Here is a 16,895-nt window from a genome sequence, read left to right on the forward strand (position 1 = left end):
AAGATAGTAACTTATTGGAAAAAAATATACATGAACTCCATTTTTATTTAAAAAATTAATGTTTTTTATCAAAGCTTGCATTTGTCTGTATTACAGAATATTAACATCATTTTGCTTGTTTTTATGAATTATGCAGGTTAGGAACTGTGATATTATAAACAACATTTATTAAGCCCGCTTTTCTAAGCCATTCAATGGTTTGCTCGAATGTTGTTGACCTTGCATTTTTGCGAACATCACCATACTTGAATTTTTTGTTTTCTTTTGCTATTTGTCGAGGTATGGAGATCCATAGTTCAGAAGTTTTTATTGATTGCGATTTTTCAGTATGTTTTGAAAAATCTCTTTTGTAGGCTTCGACTATTTCATTTTGAATTTTTCTGGCTTCTGTAATGTCTTTATTATGAAAATAATTTTGTAGAACTTCAGGCATTCCTCCTAAGAATATGTACATTTTAAGAAGTCGAAGGATTTTTTCGTGCAAGATTTCGGGAAAAGGTTCAACTTTTTTCACAGATAAAAGCTTCTCTGCCAGCAATTCCTCGTCCGAAGCAATAAGAAATTCTATAAAATTCATCGGGTAGAGTGTCATGAAATTTACTTTTCCTACAGGGAAACTGGTTTTTTTGCCAACACTCACCCCCAGTAAAGAACCCGCTGCAACAATATGATAATAAGGACCTTGTTCGCAGAAATATTTCAGACTTGTTAGAACTTCGGGAACTGTTTGAATTTCATCAAAAAAAATTAGAGTATCGCTGAAGGCAATTTTTTTCCCTATATACAAACTTATATTATTAATGATTTCTTGAGGTTTTAGCTCATTTTTAAACAGAGTTGACAGATTAGGATCTTGTTCAAAATTTAAATAAATGTAGTTTGAGTATTCCTTTTGCCCAAATTCACTTATTAGATAAGTTTTACCAACCTGACGAGCACCTTGCAACAACAGTGGTTTACGATTTTGGCTATTTTTCCAAACCAACAAATTTTTGTATAAACTTCGTTTCATAATTTTATCTCCAAAAAAACGTTACAAACATACAAATATATCTCCCAAAAAGTGTCATACCTGTGCAATTTTATCTCCAAAAAAGTGTATTTCCTATCAAATTTTTAATAAAGAAAATGGAGTACAGCCACGTTTGGTGGTTGTTGCGGGAACTAAGTCAATCTTTCGCTATCAAGGTGTAAGTGCATGAAAATCAAAAGCTACAGTTAATAGGCACTCCTCAAGTTAGTTTAACCAAAAGAATAATAATAAATCATAAAGAAAATATCTTCATCATCAAGGCTTGAGTAGAATCAACGCCAATTTTCGAAAGTATTTTCCGCCGATGTGTATCTACCGTATGCTTACTGATGAACAATTCGTCAGCAATTTTTTTGCTGGTAGTTCCATTTATCATGTATTCAAATATTTCTGTTTCTCGCTCCGAGAGCTTATAATCTAAAGCATATTTTTTAGCAATATTTTGTATGTCAACTGATTTGCCATTCAATCGGGAGATACATGCTTTCAACTCAACAATATCAATGGGTTTTACAAGATAGTCGAAAGCTTCTTGTTTAATTGCCTTTATCGCATAATGATTGAAAGCAGTTACAAAAACAATTTTTGATTTTAAGCCCGCTTCTCGCAGAGATTTCACCAAATCGAAACCTGTCATCTCCGGCATTTCAACATCAGTGAAAACTATATCGGGTTTGAGTTTGATAATTTCAGGAATGGCTATTTTTGGATATATAAAATCTGCTACAAGCTCAATTTCAGGAAATGATTTTAAGAGAGATTTAAACCTTCTTATTGCAAATTGTTCATCATCAACCAGTATTGCAGTCATAATCTTATTTTAAATTGATCATTGATAATTGAAACATTTAGTCATAATGAAACCTGCATTTTGCTATGTGTATTTCATTGTCCTTAACCCGATAAATAAGTCTGTGTTCGCCATCAATTCTACGCGACCAGAATCCATTATATTTATGCTTCAAAGGTTCCGGTTTCCCAATTCCTGAGAATGGTTCACGAGAAATATTTTTTAGCAAATCATTAATTCTTTTTAAGGTTTTTTTATTGGATTTTTGCCAATATAAATAGTCCTCCCACGATTCATCTACAAATATATATTTCATGAATCAATGAGGTCTTTATGAAATGACGACTTGCTTTTCAATTTTTCTATTGCTGAATCCAACCTGCTTTCATTTGTTCTTGAAGACAATTCATGTTTGGTCGCATTTAATGAATTGTATTCATCTAATGAAATTACAACCACTCCTGAGTCTTTGCCGCGATTAATAATCAAGGTTTCAAAGTTATTAGTAACATTATCAAGATATTTTTTAATATCCTTTCTGAAATCCGAAATTGATGTTGTTAACATTATCCGTCTATTTTAGTACACAATAAAGTACAAATATATGTACTAATATTTAGAATTCCTAATTTTTCTTTTCATGCACAAATTTTCCTTTAATTGAGTACCATTGTATAATTGAACCATTGAATAATTGTATAATTGTATAATTGAACCATTGAATAATTGTATAATTGAACCATTGAATAATTGAATAATTGAACCATTGAATAATTGAATAATTGAACCATTGAATAATTGAATAATTGAACCATTGAATAATTGAAAATTTACACAGGTATTTCAATTCTTACTTTTGTGCCACTTTTGTCCGGCTCATTTTCTTCAATATCAGTCATATTATATTTTATTCTTTTGCCCGATAGTTTTTTGTAAAGCTCCAAAATTTCATCAGCTATTCCGATGCCTTTTCCGGTTCCTTTAGTGTTTTGTTCTTTTGCTTGCTTTCTGCCAATTCCATTATCTACGATTTCTATGAAAATATTTTTGCCGGTTTTCGATGCTTTTATTGTCAAATATCCATCCTCTCGTTTCGGAAGCAAACCATGTTTTATGGCATTCTCAACAAAAGTATGAATTATCATTCTTGGAATTTCTATTGATAGTTTCACTGTTTCGTCCACCTCTATAGAATAATCGAAACAATTGCTGTAACGAACTTTTTGTACCTCAATAAAATTCCGGCAAAACTCCAGTTCTTTTTTTAAACTCACTGTAACTTTATCGCTATTCATCAATGATTGTTGCATCAGATTCGAAAAACGCTGCATAAATTTTTCAGCAAGTTTAATTTGTTGCTGGTCATACATTCCTGAAATTGAATTAAGAACATTTATTGTAAAATGAGGGTCTATTTGGTTTTTCAGGGAAGAGTATTGGAGTTTTAAAACTTGTTTTTCTTTTTCGTATTTTTCTTTGGCAAGTCTATTTTGAACCTGATTTAAGGAATAAAAAAACAAATAGAAGATTAGAAAAATGGCAATGTAGATTGGATATTGCCAAAAATACAAAGGATTAATTGTGAATTCGTAAGTATATGAAACACCCCCAGAATTAATGTGTAAAAATCTTCTTTTATCCTTGGTTACTTGAGTTTGTATTTTTCTCGACATTCCTGTTCTTGCTATCGTTCCTAATTTATGAATTTCTTTAAGATGCTCATCAAGAACAGTCACACTATTGTGCCCATCAGTAAAAATTATAAACTCCTCTATTGAGTCTCCATCAATATCGAAATTAACAACTTGTTGTTTTGGGATATTCCTCATGCTTGCAGGTAGATTGATTGGTTGAATAAGTTGTGGCGAAATAATTTCGAAGCTTTCGTTTTTGTTATTTGAAATTAATAATCGTTCCATACTTTTTGATTTTAAATGTAAATAATTGTACGAATTAGCATCTGAATATTCAAGCAAATTTATTTCAGAAACCTTCTTTCCCAAGGGTGTATAAAAAAAAGTTTTTGTATACTTCCTTCTTCAACGGTTCGTATTTGATACAGACAAGCAAAATAGTTCTCATTATTAAAAACAATATGACAAGGGTCAACAGTACACATATCTCCTTCAAACTTTACTGGTTTAAATTTGAATTTTAGATTGGTGTCAAATACCATTAAATATCCATTATTGTCCCTGTATGGGATATCTTCAGTATAATTATCTGGTGAAGTAACCATTCCAAATATTTCATCTATAGAATCGTTATCAATATCAGCAAAATGTACATAATTAGAAAAACCTGCACCTGATTTTGGGGAACTATTTATTGTTTGATTCTGAATATCGTAACAAAACAAATTTCTTGGATATCCTGAGTACCCACTACCAAGATAAAAATATACTTTTTTTGAAGCATTTTTCTTAGGACTCATTACCTTCCCTCCAAACAAAAACACATCAATATCATTTGTTTGATTATAATTTGATTTTGCAATAAATTTGTGCCTAATTATAAATTCTTTTTCTCCAAAGAACTCAATCCCATACAAAAAAAGTGAATCATTCGATTTGGTAACAGTGTACATTTCTTCCAATCCATCATTATCGTAATCTCCAAAAACTGGGATATGTATATCCAACCAACTTCCTTTTGGATTCCATTCCTTAAGTAAAAGACCATCTTCGTCCATAACTAAAACAATTGGGCAATTCTTGTCGTTGTTGTTTACGTTTATATGTATTGTTTCTTTTAATCCATTTCCATTCAGATCATGATAGAAGGTTTCCTGATGCTGATCAATTCTTCTACTATCCATTAAGCTCACATTTGTCTTCGAAAAGTCGAATGGTAGCAAATACAGAAATACAGAACCAAAAATTACAGTATAAAACACTGGGTTTGTTATTATCTTTCTATACATATTTAAGGTAAACACTTATGACAAAATTATATAATTACTAAAAATACTTAATTTTTGTTTTACAAACATACTACTTATCTTATTATTAGATAGATTAACATTCATAAATTTACAAAACATATCATTCCGTAATTATTGCTAATTTATTTATTAAGCGAGTAAAGGTATCCAATAATACTCATCTATTTGTATTAAAATCAATATTAATGAGTATTGTAGGATTTTTTAAATCGCTAAACCTTTGCCAACGAAAATTATTGAGATGTTTTATTTTTTAATATTAATTTAAATTATTGGTTATGAAAAAGTTTATTATTATTAGTGTTTCTTTTCTTTTTTGTGCAAATTTTCTATTTGCACAAAATTTATCGACAGGTTTGATTGCTTATTACTCATTCAATGGCAATGCAAACGATGAAAGTGGGAATAATTATCATGGTGTGGCCAATGGAGCAACCTTAACAACAGATCAATTTGGGAATCAAAATTCAGCTTATTATTTTGATGGTATCGATGATTGCATATTACTTAATCCCATAGGCTTGCAGGGCTGTTATTCAATAAGGCTATTACTGAAACCAGAAGATGTATCAAGTAGTACCCAAGAATTATTTATTTCAAATGGTTTTAGTAGCAATACTCAATTTGTACTTAGAAACGATGGTAGTATTGGTTTTGATTTTTGGCCCTTAGATTATCTGCATACTACTGATAACCATATAGTTAATAATTATTGGTATGATATTGTTCTAACAAGAGATTCATTAAATCGTAAAATATTTATTAATGGAATTGAAGTTGCATCAGCTACAACAAACCTACAAAATAATGATAGTGATGGCTGGTCTATTGGAGGGCAACAAGTTTATAATCAATATTATTATAAAGGCATTATGGATGAAATTCGGGTCTATAATCGCCAACTTTCTGTGAATGAAATTAATGAATTGTATTATGAAGGTAATTCGTCAACAATAACACAAGAATCATTAGGAATTGTTCCATTTGCTTATGGGAGTATGGTTTCAGTTCCTAATACTGTAGATGGTAATATTTATTTGTTAGGTGGTCGTGTAGGAGGTTCCGTTTACATATCGAGTGACACAATATGGAAATACAATCTTGCACAGCAAAACTGGAGTCCTGAAAGCTATTATCTTCCGTATGGGATTGACTATTCATCAGCAAGTTATTTGAATGATCATATTTATATGTCTCCAGGATTTGCTACTGGAAATTCAAATGGATGGGGTAGCCACAACAAAATGATTGATGTAGATTTGTCAAATCAAATGGCTTCAGAAACTCATGCTTTTACAGGTTTTTCAAGTATATGGTTTTCCAGTAATTGTGAATATAACGGAAAGATTTATTTCATAGGTGGTCATAATGGTTCAGACCAGACAGAAATATTTGAGTATGATCCAATATCAGATACATTAATTCATGTTTCTGATTTGCTTAATGCAACAACAGGAGCAACAGTATTTGTAGGTTCGGATAATTGGATTTATATTTTAGGACATCATGCTACAAACCATATTAATCAAAGATTTAATCCTTTGACTTATCAAACAGAATTGCTATCAACAAGTATGAAATCACCATGTAATTTTTGGCATATAGAGAATAATAATGAATTATACTATTTCTACCGAAGTGCAAGTGACACTTTAGTATATAAATATAATTACATTTTAGATGTGATTAATACGACAGAGTTTTCTGTACATGGTCAGTTTGAGAATGTTTTTAGTATTAGTCATCCTAGCGATCCAAGAGTAATTTATTCATTAAAAGTCAATTCAGCTTCTAATCAATCAGATGAATTAGTAAAACTAACTTTAAATATTTCTGTTCCACCAGTACAGATAATTCCAAATTTCATTGCTACTAACACAAATGCTTTTGTAGGTGATACAATTCAATTAACTGACCTTTCAACCGGAAATCCAATAAGTTGGTTATGGGATTTTGGAGACAGCACAACCTCTACATTGCAAAATCCATTGTATATTTATTCGAGTGCAGGACAATATGATGTTTCATTGATTGTTTCTAATGGAACAACAAGTGATACATTAGTTAAATATGGTTATATTCAAGTTGATAGTCCTGTACTAACAACACCAGATTGGTCATACACCATAACTTCCACAAACCACACAATCCTTATCCATGAATCCACTCCAATTACAATAAATGGAATTCAAATTGAACCTGGTGATTATGTAGGAGTATTTTACGATTCATTGGGAACTTTGAATTGCGGTGGTTATCGGATTTGGGAATCAACAAGTACAACTATTTCAGCATGGGGTGAGGATATTGGAAATGATGGCTTTGTTGCCGGAAAACAATTTAAGTGGAAAATTTGGGATGCTTCGGAGAATATTGTGTATGATGTATATGCAACCTATATACCAATTTCTATTAATAATCAAATATTTAATCAGGGGAATTTTGCAGTAAACGGAATAAGTGGTTTGTCTTCATTAAGCACAAGAGAATCTCAGGAAATTGTTTTACCTTATGGTTGGAGTATTTTCTCAACATATATTAATCCAATAAATTCATCTTTCGATACAACCTTTAATGAGATAGTTTCAAATGTTGAAATTGTTAAAAACTATCTCGGACAAACTTATTGGCCATTTTATGGAGTAAACTTAATTGGAAATATTTCTATTTGTGAGGGTTATCAAATTAAAATGAATCTTGAAGATACATTGATAATTACAGGTTTATCTGTTCACCCCGAAAATACAAATTGCGATATCCCTGCAGAATGGTCGATAATATCATATTTGCGTAAAAGCCCTTCATCTGTAGTTGATATGATGAGCACTATTGTTAGCGATATTGTAATTGTTAAAGATTATTTGGGTGAAATATACTGGCCATTATATGGTGTTAATTCCATTGGGAACATGGATCCAGGCGAGGGCTATCAAATAAAAATGCTCAATGCAACAACTCTAACATATCCTGCAAACACAGCAAATGTTTCAAAATCAAATATCCAAATTTTAAAACCTAATTATTTCAAAGGAGTGAAAAACACCGGCTCAAATATGACTCTCGGAATTCCAAAAACTGCTTGGGAAATAGAACCACAAATTGGAGATGAAATTGGAATTTTCTGCGAAAACGGAAAACTTGTTGGCTCATCAGTTTTTATCGGCGAAAACCTTGCAATTTCCATTTGGGCAAATGATGATTTGACGGAAGAAATTGATGGAATGATAGAAAGTGAGAAATTTATTATTAGAATTTGGGGTGGCGAAAATGAGCAAATTCTTGAAATCGAAAACTGGCTTGAAGGCGATGAATTTTATGGAACAAATAAAATCTCAGTTGCTGAAAAACTTTCAACTTTCCAACTTTCAACTTTCCAACTTCATCAGAATACTCCAAATCCATTCTCAGAAAATACAGAAATAAGCTTTTATATTTATGAAAATGCTTTTGTAGAAATTGAGTTGTTTGACATTCTTGGAGAAAAAATTGAAACTATTCAGGCACAAAATTATCCTGCCGGAAATCATTCAATTGTTTACGATAAGAAAAATTTGCAGTCAGGAGTTTATTTTTACCGACTTTCAGTTAAAGATTTTTCTGCAACTAAGTCTTTGAGTATATTTTAGTAAGGTGCTATGTTCAAGACAGATGCGACTGAAATAAAAATAAGCTTATTGTAGAAAAAAAGCTTAATGAATAAAAAAATGGGATTACAAAGCCTGACATTTGCAATCCCATTTTTTATTGCTTTTACAAGTAATAACATAAGTTTGCATAGTATATTGGATTTTCTGACTTCATCACAGATTATCAGATGGTATTAATTTATAAGAGGAAATAAAGACATATTTACTTATTGAAGCTTATAAAAAGTAAAAATATTTTCGCATATTTGGGTTTTTTAGTTGAATAAGATTAATATGATTAATGATATAGAAAAAACAAATCAGCATAATAATACAAAATTAAATGTTGATAAGATTGTTCACTATTGGGTCGAAATGTCCGATAACGATTTTGATATTATGATTGATATGTATAGAATAAAACGATATAATTGGTCATTATTCATTGGACATCTCGTTATTGAAAAATTAATTAAAGCTACATATGTAAAAATAAATCAAAAACATCCGCCTTTTTATACATGATTTACTAAAATTGATAAGTCGTTGCAAGATCTCAATCACAGGTGAACAAATGGATATCCTTGATACCATCTCAACTTTTAATATAAATGCACGCTATGATGACTATAAATTAGCATTTTACAAAAAGTGTGATTTAGAATACACAAAAAAATGGATAAAGAACATTAAAATTATACGACTATGGATAAAAAATACGCTATTAAAATAGTGAATGATTATATTTCCTTTTTAAAGAACGAACAAAAACTTGATTTGCACCAGGTTTTTTTATTTGGTTCATATGCCAAAAACAAACAAAATCCTGATAGCGATATAGATGTAGCCATTGTTTTCCACAAGCTAAGCGATAGGTTAGATATGCAATTGAAACTGATGAAATGGCGGCGTAATTTTGATTTATCCATAGAACCGCATCCATTCGATAAATTCACATTCAATATTGACAACCCTTTTGCATATGAAATAATTGCAAATGGATTGAAACTTACTAAGTAATTTTCACATAAAGTTCAAAAACCAGTTAGGGAGTATTTCTAAGCTCTATTTGTGAATATTCTCATTTCACATCAACATTTCAAAAATAGGAGTAATGTTCAATGGTTAAAAATAAATTAAAGTAAATCCGGCCGCAACCTCTTAGTCCGCTCAAGTGCCTGTTCAAATTTCCATTCCTCAATTTCTTTGTCGTTTCCCGAAAGCAAAATATCCGGAACTTTCCAGCCTTTATATTCTGAGGGGCGGGTATAAACGGGCGGGGCTAACATATCGTCCTGAAAAGAATCGAACAATGCTGATGTCTCATCAGAAATTACACCCGGAATCAATCTTACTAAACTATCAACAATTACTGCCGCAGCCATTTCGCCACCCGTGAGAACATAATCGCCAATGCTAATTTCTTTAGTGATAAGATTGTCTCTAACCCTCTGATCAACACCTTTGTAATGTCCACACAAAATTATTAGATTTTTTTTCAGTGAAAGCGAGTTTGCCAATCCCTGATTAAATTTTTCTCCATCGGGCGATGTGTAAATTATTTCATCATATTTGGTTTGCTCTTTTAAATGTTGTAATGCAATATCAATTGGTTCAATATTTAAGACCATTCCTGCCCCACCACTGAAAGCATAGTCATCAATTCGCCTATGTTTGTCTTTGGTGAAATCACGCAGATTATGAATATTAATTTCAACAATTCCTTTATCTATTGCTCTTTTTACAATTGAATGCGAAAACGGACTGTCCAGCAATTCTGGTAAGGCTGTAATAATATCTATACGCATAGATTTTCTAATTGAATATTAAAGAATTTGAGATCTTTTGATTGCACTTAAAATCAGAAACTTACTAATGAATCTATTCCAAATTGTTTGTAGAAAAATCTACACAAAACTTTTTAATCTCGTCTCTTATATGCCTGAATTTATCTAAAATTTCTTCTTCAGTACCTTTTGCTTTAGCCGGATCTTCAAAACTTTTATGAACTTTTTGGGCTCTATTTGGAAACACCGGACAATTTTCTTTTGCGTTTTCGCATACAGTTAATACAAAATCGAAATCAATTCCAAGAAAATCATAAACAAGGTCGGATGTGTTAGAACTGATATCTACACCTACTTCAGCCATTACTTTTACTGCAGTTGGGTTGACACCATGTTTTTCCACTCCTCCACTATAAACTTCAGCTTCATTCTTAAAAAAATATTTCATCCAACCCTCTGCCATCTGCGAGCGACATGAATTTCCTGTACAAATTATCAAAATTTTTTTCATTCTTAAAAAAACTTAAAATATTTTTTAATAGTACAAAAATAGATTTATTTCCGTTTATTGTACATATTTTATAAATATTAAACATTTTATCTTCGTTTGAATGACTGATTTGAAAATGAATTTATTTCGCTTGAAAGCTATAATTATTGCATCCATTTTTATATCCATGTTTTCTATGAATTCGTTTTCGCAAGAGCGGAAATTAATTCAAATTTCAGGTGTAATTCAAAATGACAGTTTAAGTACTTTACCTTTTGTTACAGTTCTGGTTGAAAATACAGGTAAAGGAACAATCTCAAATTTTTTTGGATATTATTCCTTGCCAGTTCATATTGGCGACACATTGAAATTTTCTTTTGTTGGCTGCAAAGACTTCCAATTTATTGTACCCGACACAATAAAAAACAGCAATTTTTCCTTCGATTTTGTAATGGATATGGACACAATTCTTTTGCAAGAAGCCATTGTTTTTCCATGGAACACCTACGAGCAATTTCTTATGGCTGTAGTCGAAATGGAAATTCCTGAAAACGATATGGATAGAGCAAACAGAAATCTGCTCCGCCTAAAAGAACAAATTCTGAATATGGAATATTATCCTGTTGATGCCAGTTTAAATTACAAATACTTTATGCAAGGACATTACGACAGAATATATACTGCAGGACAATATCCTGTGGTGAGCCTCTTAAATCCATTTGCCTGGGCTCAATTTTTTAAAGCTCTGAAAAATGGAGATTTCAAACGAAAAGATTAATTGCCTTTCGATAAAACAAAATATTCTAAGATAATTACCTCAATTTATCTAAAATATAAATATTTACTGAAATTTTCGTTGCAAATTAGTATGCTTAAAAGCAAGAATGATGCAAGGTTTCAATAATTTCTACTTAATCTTTGAGCAACTTAGTGCAATAGCTCTTTCACAAAGAACCACGAAGAAAACACTGAGTTTCACAGATAAAGCCTATCATTATCTTCGAGTATCTGACACAGATTAGTTGCAAATTTTCTAACTAAATATTTCCCAATAGCAACCTTTTTTTGAATTCTGTCATCTGTGAAAGAAATCAATTAATAGATGATGGATTTAGTATTTCTGTATATTAAGAAAAAGACCATAATAGTTGGCTTATTGGTATTTGCATATATTTCTATTGTTTCTTGCGAAAAAAAAATAGATACACAAGATGGTTCTACCGATGTTGAATTTAATCTTAAAGAATTAGCTTTGGTAGAATCTGGAAACGAATTTGGACTTGATCTATTCAAAAGAACAGTGCAAAATGAAGCTACCGATAAAAATATTTTTGTCTCTCCCACAAGCATTTCAATAGCCTTGGCAATGACCTACAATGGAGCCGATGAAGAAACCAAACTTGCATTCGAAAATGTTTTAAAACTTAATGGACTTACAGTTGATGAAATAAATCTTTCATATCAAAGCCTCATAAATATTCTTACAACAATCGATAATGATGTTTTGCTAAAAATTGCAAACTCAATTTGGTATAGAGATACGTATTTTGTCGAACCCAATTTTCTTGATGTAAATTCTACTTACTATAATGCAGAAGTTTCAGCTCTCAATTTCGAAAACCCACAGTCAGTAGATATTATAAACGATTGGGTTTCGCAAAATACCAACGATTTGATACCTGAAATTGTAGATGAAATTAGTCCAAATACTATTATGTTTCTAATAAATGCAATTTATTTTAAAGGAACATGGACCTATGAATTTGATATTGATAATACCTTTGAAAGCCCGTTTTATTTGCAAAATGGAAATTCAGTTTCAGTTCCGACCATGAATCAGACCGGTGAATTTAATTATTTTGCAAACGAACAAATCGAAATTTTGGAATTGCCATACGGAAATGCCAACTATTCAATGTTAATTATACTTCCAAAACCTGAAATTCATATAGACAGCATTGTTTCTCTGATGGACGAAAATGTTTGGGAAGAATGGATAAACAACTTGCTACCAACAGAAGATGTTCATGTGTATTTACCGAGATTTAAGTTTGAATACGAAAAAACTCTAAACGAAATATTAATAGATATGGGTTTGGGCATTGCATTTTCAGGAGCTGCCAATTTTTCAAAAATCAACCCAAACAACGAACTGTTCATCTCAAAAGTTAAGCATAAATCATTTATTGAAGTAAACGAAGAAGGAACAGAAGCAGCGGCTGTTACATCTGTCGAAATTAATTTAACAAGTGTCAACGGTGTTTATTTTAATGCAAATCGTCCTTTTATTTTTGCAATTAAAGAAGCAAACTCAAAAGCAATTGTTTTTATTGGCAAATTCGCTAAACCATAAAATTGTCCCCCCAATTTTATTGTAATTGCCATTACTAATTCCCCCTAAGCTAAGCTTCTCAGAATTCAAAACAACTGAGAAGCTTTTTTTTGATAAAGTCTCATCAAATGATAAGAGCATCATACAAAATCTCCACAGCATGAAAAGCTTGTCGTTGAGTACCATCTTTTATTTGGTGACGACAACTGGTTCCATCGGCTGCAATCACAACATTTTCATCACTTTTTCTAATATTTGGAAACAAAACCAATTCCCCAACTTTCATAGAAAAATCGTAATGCTCTTTTTCGTAACCAAACGAACCCGCCATACCGCAACAACCCGATGGAATTTCTTCCACTTCATAGTTTTCAGGGAACGACAGAATGGCTTTTGTAGGAATAGTTGAAGCAATGGCTTTTTGCTGGCAATGCCCATGAAGAAGAACTTTCTTCTTTTCTTTGGTGAACATATTTTTTGCAATTTTTCCGGCTTCAATTTCTTTCGAAAGAAATTCATCAATTAAGTAAGAATTTGCGGCAAGTTTTTTAGCATCATCAACGAGCGAAGAATCAACAAGTTCGGGGTATTCATCTCTGAATGAAAGAATTGCCGATGGTTCAATTCCAATCAATGGAGAATTTTCAGAAACAAAATCTTTAAGCCAACTCACATTTTTGTTGGCAATAGTTTTTGCTTTCCGCAACAAGCCTTTCGACAAGAAAGTTCGGGCACTGACTTCATGTTTTGGAATTTTCACTTCGTAGCCTAAAATCGTTAGCAGACGAATGGCATTTATTCCTACATCTGTGTCATTATAGTTTGTAAATTCATCATTAAATAAATATACTTTTCCATTCGAAAAATCGGAGCTTTTACATCCTATTGATTTTTTAAACCATTTGTTTAAAGTCGATTTTTGCAAAAGTGGCATTTTTCTTTTTGTAGAAAAGCCCAAAATAGATTGAAAAATATATGAACTTATCCTGTTTTTTAAGAAAAAGTTTGAAAATTGGGGTAATATTGAAAGAACTGCATTCAAATTAGAAATATGAGCAATTGCCTTTGCCCGTAGCGGAATACCATTTGCATCATAATAATGTTGCAGAAATTCGGCTTTCAGTTTTGCCATATCAACACTTGATGGACACTCCGATTTGCAAGCCTTGCAAGACAAACACAAATCCATTATCTCATAAATCTCTTTATGATTGAATGGGTTCGATTTTTTGGAATTAGTTAAAAATTCCTGCAAAATATTTGCACGTGCTCGTGTTGAGTTCTTTTCGTCGTGGCTTGCCATAAACGAAGGGCACATTGTCCCGCCAATTTTCTCCGATTTTCGGCAATCGCCTGAGCCGGAACACTTTTCTGCTGCCCGCACAATTCCTTTTGTATTTGAAAAATCGAAAATAGTTTTAATATCAGGGCTTGGTTTTTCCGAGCTAAATCGCAAATTCTCTGTAATAGATGGAGTATCAGTAATTTTTCCAGGATTAAAAATATTATTTGGATCCCATACAGCTTTCAACTTTCTCAGTAACTGATAGTTGTGCTCGCCCAACATGAGTGGAATAAATTCGCCTCTAAGCCTACCATCACCATGTTCCCCACTTAAAGAGCCATTATATTTTTTAACTAATTTTGCAATTTCTTTACCAAGATTGTAGAAAATTTCTAAATCGTTTTTGTCTTTGAGATTAAGCATCGGACGAAGATGCAATTCGCCAGAACCGACATGTGCATAAAAAATACATGTTGTATTATTTCTTTTTAAAACCTCCTTAAATTCAATAACATATTCGGGCAAATCGTCTGTAGAAATTGCGGTATCCTCAATAACGGTTGTGCTTCGTTTGTCGCCAGGAACATTCGATAAAAGCCCCAATCCTGCTTTTCGCAAATCCCAAACTTTTTTTATATCTTTTCCAAAAATTATAGGAAAATAATAGCCTAAATTGTTTTGTCTAAGCTCAGCTTCAAGCTCATAAGTAATTTCCTGAATTTCCTCCTTCGAATGTCTGGCAAACTCAATTATTAGTAGAGCCGCCGGATTTTCTTTTATAAAGAATCGATTTTTTCGCTGGCTAATATTATCTTTTGTGCATTCAATTATAATATCGTCCATGAGTTCAACTGCACCCGGAAAATATTTCAAAGCAATAATATTTGCCCGCAAAGCTTCGTCCAAACTGTTGAAATGTGCAGCAACCACAGCTTTTTCTTTTGGAGGAAGCTCTACCAAATTAAGCTTAATTTCGGTAGTAAAAGCGAGGGTACCTTCCGAACCGGCAAGCAATTTAGAGAAATTGAATTTCTCATCGGTTTCCGAAAATATTGCAGTTTCTAAAAGCAAATCTATAGCATAACCGGTATTTCGGCGGCGAATTTTCGGATTAGGAAATTCTTTCCTGATTTTTTCCTGATTTTCTTTGTCAGACAATATTTCGTGAATATTTCGATAAATTTCATTTTCTAAAGTTTCACCTTTGCATTTTTGTTGAAATTCTTCTTCTGAAAGTGCCGAAAATTCTGCTAACGAACCATCTGATAAAATTGCTTTTACTGATATTGTATGATCTCTTGTACTTCCGTAAATTATTGAATGTGAGCCACATGAATTGTTCCCAAGCATACCACCCATCATGCAGCGGTTCGATGTTGAGGTTTCAGGCCCGAAAAACAGATTGTACTTCTCCAACTCAATATTCAATTCGTCGAGAACCACGCCAGGCTCTACTCTTACCCATTTTTCTTCAGCATTGATTTCCAGTATTTTATTGAAGTGCTTTGAAACATCGACAATAATACCGGAACCAACAACTTGCCCTGCCAAAGATGTCCCGGCAGTTCTAGGAATTAATGAAGTATTATTCTCGGTGGCAAAGTTTATTGCTTTTTTTAAGTCTTCCTTGTTTTTTGGAACTACTACTGCAAGTGGTTTTTCTTTATATGCAGAAGCATCGGTCGAATATAATATTTTCGATGACAAATCGTGATAGAGTTCGCCATCAATGCATTCATTCAATTCCAGTAATCTATCTTTCATATATGTTATTTTTTTGCAAAAATAGTAGGAAGTTTGAAATTAGAAATTAGAAATTGGAAATTAGGAATAGGCTAAAGGCTAACAGCTAAAAGCTAAAACCTTTCCACCATCAAAACTATTGAAATACCCAGAGCTGCACCGGAAATTACCAGATTCCATTCTCTCTTTTTTACTTTTAGAAAATTTGCAAAAATGAAACCAACAAACAAAATTCCTATAATTATGACAATTTGCCCGAATTCGAGACCTAAATTAAAACCAAGTAGAGGACGAAAAATTCCATTTTCTGAGCTTATCAATTCTCTCAAATAATTTGAAAATCCTAAGCCATGAATTAATCCAAATATCATTGCAACAAAATATTTAAAGCTGTGAAGAGATTTCGAAAATTTCTCTTTTTTCTGAAAAATATTTCCAAGGGCTGTTATCAAAATTGTAATCGGAATCAAAAATTCAACCATCGAATTCGAAATTTTGATAATATTGAAAGTTGCTAAAACTAAAGTTACAGAATGTCCTATTGTAAAAGCAGTTACAAGCACCAACACATTTTTCCATTGCCTGAAATCGTAAACAGCACAAAGAGCCAGCAGAAACAAAATGTGGTCGTAGCCCGCAAAATCGGAAATATGTTCGAAACCTAAATTGAAATATAATTTGAAAATTGACATAAAAATATTTTTGGCAAAAATAAAAATTGTAATTTTAACCTGCATAATTCACAAAAACAAGCAAAATGATGTTAATATTCTGTAATACAGACAAATGCAAGCTTTGATAAAAAACATTAATTTTTTAAATAAAAATGGAGTTCATGTATATTTTTTTCCAATAAGTTACTATC

At 31.8% G+C, this 16,895-nt stretch carries 14 protein-coding genes and 1 pseudogene; 5 read left to right on the top strand and 10 right to left on the bottom strand.

All coding sequences use genetic code 11. The features are described 5' to 3' along the window. Nucleotides 1-121 precede the first annotated feature (121 nt). From HN894_02220 to HN894_02245, 6 genes are all read right to left on the bottom strand, one after another. Entirely contained in the window at nucleotides 122-1,012 is an 891-nt protein-coding gene (locus HN894_02220; GenBank protein MBT7142126.1) for an ATP-binding protein, read from the bottom strand. A 253-nt stretch (nucleotides 1,013-1,265) separates the two neighbouring features. After that, nucleotides 1,266-1,844 carry a response regulator transcription factor gene (locus HN894_02225; GenBank protein MBT7142127.1) on the bottom strand — a complete coding sequence of 193 codons (579 nt, stop codon included), beginning with the start codon at nucleotides 1,842-1,844 and terminating at the stop codon, nucleotides 1,266-1,268. Nucleotides 1,845-1,881: 37 nt separating this feature from the next. Further along, complete coding sequence (locus HN894_02230; protein MBT7142128.1) at nucleotides 1,882-2,139, bottom strand: Txe/YoeB family addiction module toxin; 258 nt, start codon at nucleotides 2,137-2,139, stop codon at nucleotides 1,882-1,884. Next, on the bottom strand, nucleotides 2,136-2,390 hold the full coding sequence (locus HN894_02235; GenBank protein MBT7142129.1) for a type II toxin-antitoxin system Phd/YefM family antitoxin: 255 nt from the start codon (nucleotides 2,388-2,390) through the stop codon (nucleotides 2,136-2,138). Before HN894_02235 ends, HN894_02230 begins: the two co-directional genes overlap by 4 nt. 263 nt (nucleotides 2,391-2,653) lie before the next feature. Next, entirely contained in the window at nucleotides 2,654-3,742 is a 1,089-nt protein-coding gene (locus HN894_02240) for a histidine kinase (protein ID MBT7142130.1), read from the bottom strand. Nucleotides 3,743-3,801: 59 nt separating this feature from the next. Next, nucleotides 3,802-4,746 carry a hypothetical protein gene (locus tag HN894_02245; GenBank protein ID MBT7142131.1) on the bottom strand — a complete coding sequence of 315 codons (945 nt, stop codon included), beginning with the start codon at nucleotides 4,744-4,746 and terminating at the stop codon, nucleotides 3,802-3,804. Between the two features lie 299 nt (nucleotides 4,747-5,045). Between HN894_02245 and HN894_02250 the strand changes: the two genes are divergently transcribed. From HN894_02250 to HN894_02260, 3 genes and pseudogenes are all read left to right on the top strand, one after another. Next, nucleotides 5,046-8,393: a PKD domain-containing protein gene (locus tag HN894_02250; GenBank protein MBT7142132.1), complete on the top strand. Its 3,348-nt coding sequence runs from the start codon at nucleotides 5,046-5,048 to the stop codon at nucleotides 8,391-8,393. Between the two features lie 294 nt (nucleotides 8,394-8,687). Further along, nucleotides 8,688-9,126 (top strand): annotated as a pseudogene (locus HN894_02255) (HEPN domain-containing protein). Continuing rightward, nucleotides 9,099-9,413 (top strand): nucleotidyltransferase domain-containing protein, encoded by a 315-nt coding sequence (locus HN894_02260; protein ID MBT7142133.1) that lies wholly within the window; start codon nucleotides 9,099-9,101, stop codon nucleotides 9,411-9,413. The pseudogene HN894_02255 and the gene HN894_02260 overlap by 28 nt, the downstream one beginning before the upstream one ends. A gap of 116 nt (nucleotides 9,414-9,529) precedes the next feature. On the opposite strand, the gene trmD is transcribed toward HN894_02260, so the two are convergent. Next, complete coding sequence (gene trmD, locus HN894_02265; GenBank protein MBT7142134.1) at nucleotides 9,530-10,201, bottom strand: tRNA (guanosine(37)-N1)-methyltransferase TrmD; 672 nt, start codon at nucleotides 10,199-10,201, stop codon at nucleotides 9,530-9,532. Nucleotides 10,202-10,274: 73 nt separating this feature from the next. Further along, on the bottom strand, nucleotides 10,275-10,691 hold the full coding sequence (locus HN894_02270; GenBank protein ID MBT7142135.1) for an arsenate reductase ArsC: 417 nt from the start codon (nucleotides 10,689-10,691) through the stop codon (nucleotides 10,275-10,277). Nucleotides 10,692-10,806: 115 nt separating this feature from the next. Here HN894_02270 and HN894_02275 point away from each other — a divergent pair, with 115 nt between their 5' ends. Continuing rightward, nucleotides 10,807-11,448: a hypothetical protein gene (locus HN894_02275; protein MBT7142136.1), complete on the top strand. Its 642-nt coding sequence runs from the start codon at nucleotides 10,807-10,809 to the stop codon at nucleotides 11,446-11,448. Nucleotides 11,449-11,772: 324 nt separating this feature from the next. After that, a complete protein-coding gene (locus HN894_02280) occupies nucleotides 11,773-13,023 on the top strand; it encodes a serpin family protein (protein ID MBT7142137.1) in 1,251 nt (416 codons plus the stop codon). 103 nt (nucleotides 13,024-13,126) lie between these two features. On the opposite strand, the gene HN894_02285 is transcribed toward HN894_02280, so the two are convergent. Continuing rightward, nucleotides 13,127-16,051, bottom strand: coding sequence for an FAD-binding protein (locus HN894_02285; protein ID MBT7142138.1), 2,925 nt, complete (start codon nucleotides 16,049-16,051; stop codon nucleotides 13,127-13,129). A gap of 92 nt (nucleotides 16,052-16,143) precedes the next feature. Then, nucleotides 16,144-16,722, bottom strand: coding sequence for a HupE/UreJ family protein (locus HN894_02290; protein ID MBT7142139.1), 579 nt, complete (start codon nucleotides 16,720-16,722; stop codon nucleotides 16,144-16,146). Nucleotides 16,723-16,895: the final 173 nt, after the last annotated feature.

The sequence above is a fragment of the Bacteroidota bacterium genome (genome assembly GCA_018692315.1).
Taxonomy (GTDB): Bacteria; Bacteroidota; Bacteroidia; order Bacteroidales; family JABHKC01; genus JABHKC01.

Bases quoted from the DNA above. Each gene is read 5' to 3' on its own strand.
- HN894_02290 (MBT7142139.1), bottom strand. From the start codon at position 16,722: ATGTCAATTTTCAAATTATATTTCAATTTAGGTTTCGAACATATTTCC.
- HN894_02230 (MBT7142128.1), bottom strand. From the start codon at position 2,139: ATGAAATATATATTTGTAGATGAATCGTGGGAGGACTATTTATATTGG.
- HN894_02250 (MBT7142132.1), top strand. From the start codon at position 5,046: ATGAAAAAGTTTATTATTATTAGTGTTTCTTTTCTTTTTTGTGCAAAT.
- HN894_02280 (MBT7142137.1), top strand. From the start codon at position 11,773: ATGATGGATTTAGTATTTCTGTATATTAAGAAAAAGACCATAATAGTT.
- HN894_02285 (MBT7142138.1), bottom strand. From the start codon at position 16,051: ATGAAAGATAGATTACTGGAATTGAATGAATGCATTGATGGCGAACTC.
- HN894_02225 (MBT7142127.1), bottom strand. From the start codon at position 1,844: ATGACTGCAATACTGGTTGATGATGAACAATTTGCAATAAGAAGGTTT.
- HN894_02240 (MBT7142130.1), bottom strand. From the start codon at position 3,742: ATGGAACGATTATTAATTTCAAATAACAAAAACGAAAGCTTCGAAATT.
- HN894_02260 (MBT7142133.1), top strand. From the start codon at position 9,099: ATGGATAAAAAATACGCTATTAAAATAGTGAATGATTATATTTCCTTT.
- trmD (MBT7142134.1), bottom strand. From the start codon at position 10,201: ATGCGTATAGATATTATTACAGCCTTACCAGAATTGCTGGACAGTCCG.
- HN894_02275 (MBT7142136.1), top strand. From the start codon at position 10,807: ATGAATTTATTTCGCTTGAAAGCTATAATTATTGCATCCATTTTTATA.
- HN894_02235 (MBT7142129.1), bottom strand. From the start codon at position 2,390: ATGTTAACAACATCAATTTCGGATTTCAGAAAGGATATTAAAAAATAT.
- HN894_02270 (MBT7142135.1), bottom strand. From the start codon at position 10,691: ATGAAAAAAATTTTGATAATTTGTACAGGAAATTCATGTCGCTCGCAG.
- HN894_02220 (MBT7142126.1), bottom strand. From the start codon at position 1,012: ATGAAACGAAGTTTATACAAAAATTTGTTGGTTTGGAAAAATAGCCAA.
- HN894_02245 (MBT7142131.1), bottom strand. From the start codon at position 4,746: ATGTATAGAAAGATAATAACAAACCCAGTGTTTTATACTGTAATTTTT.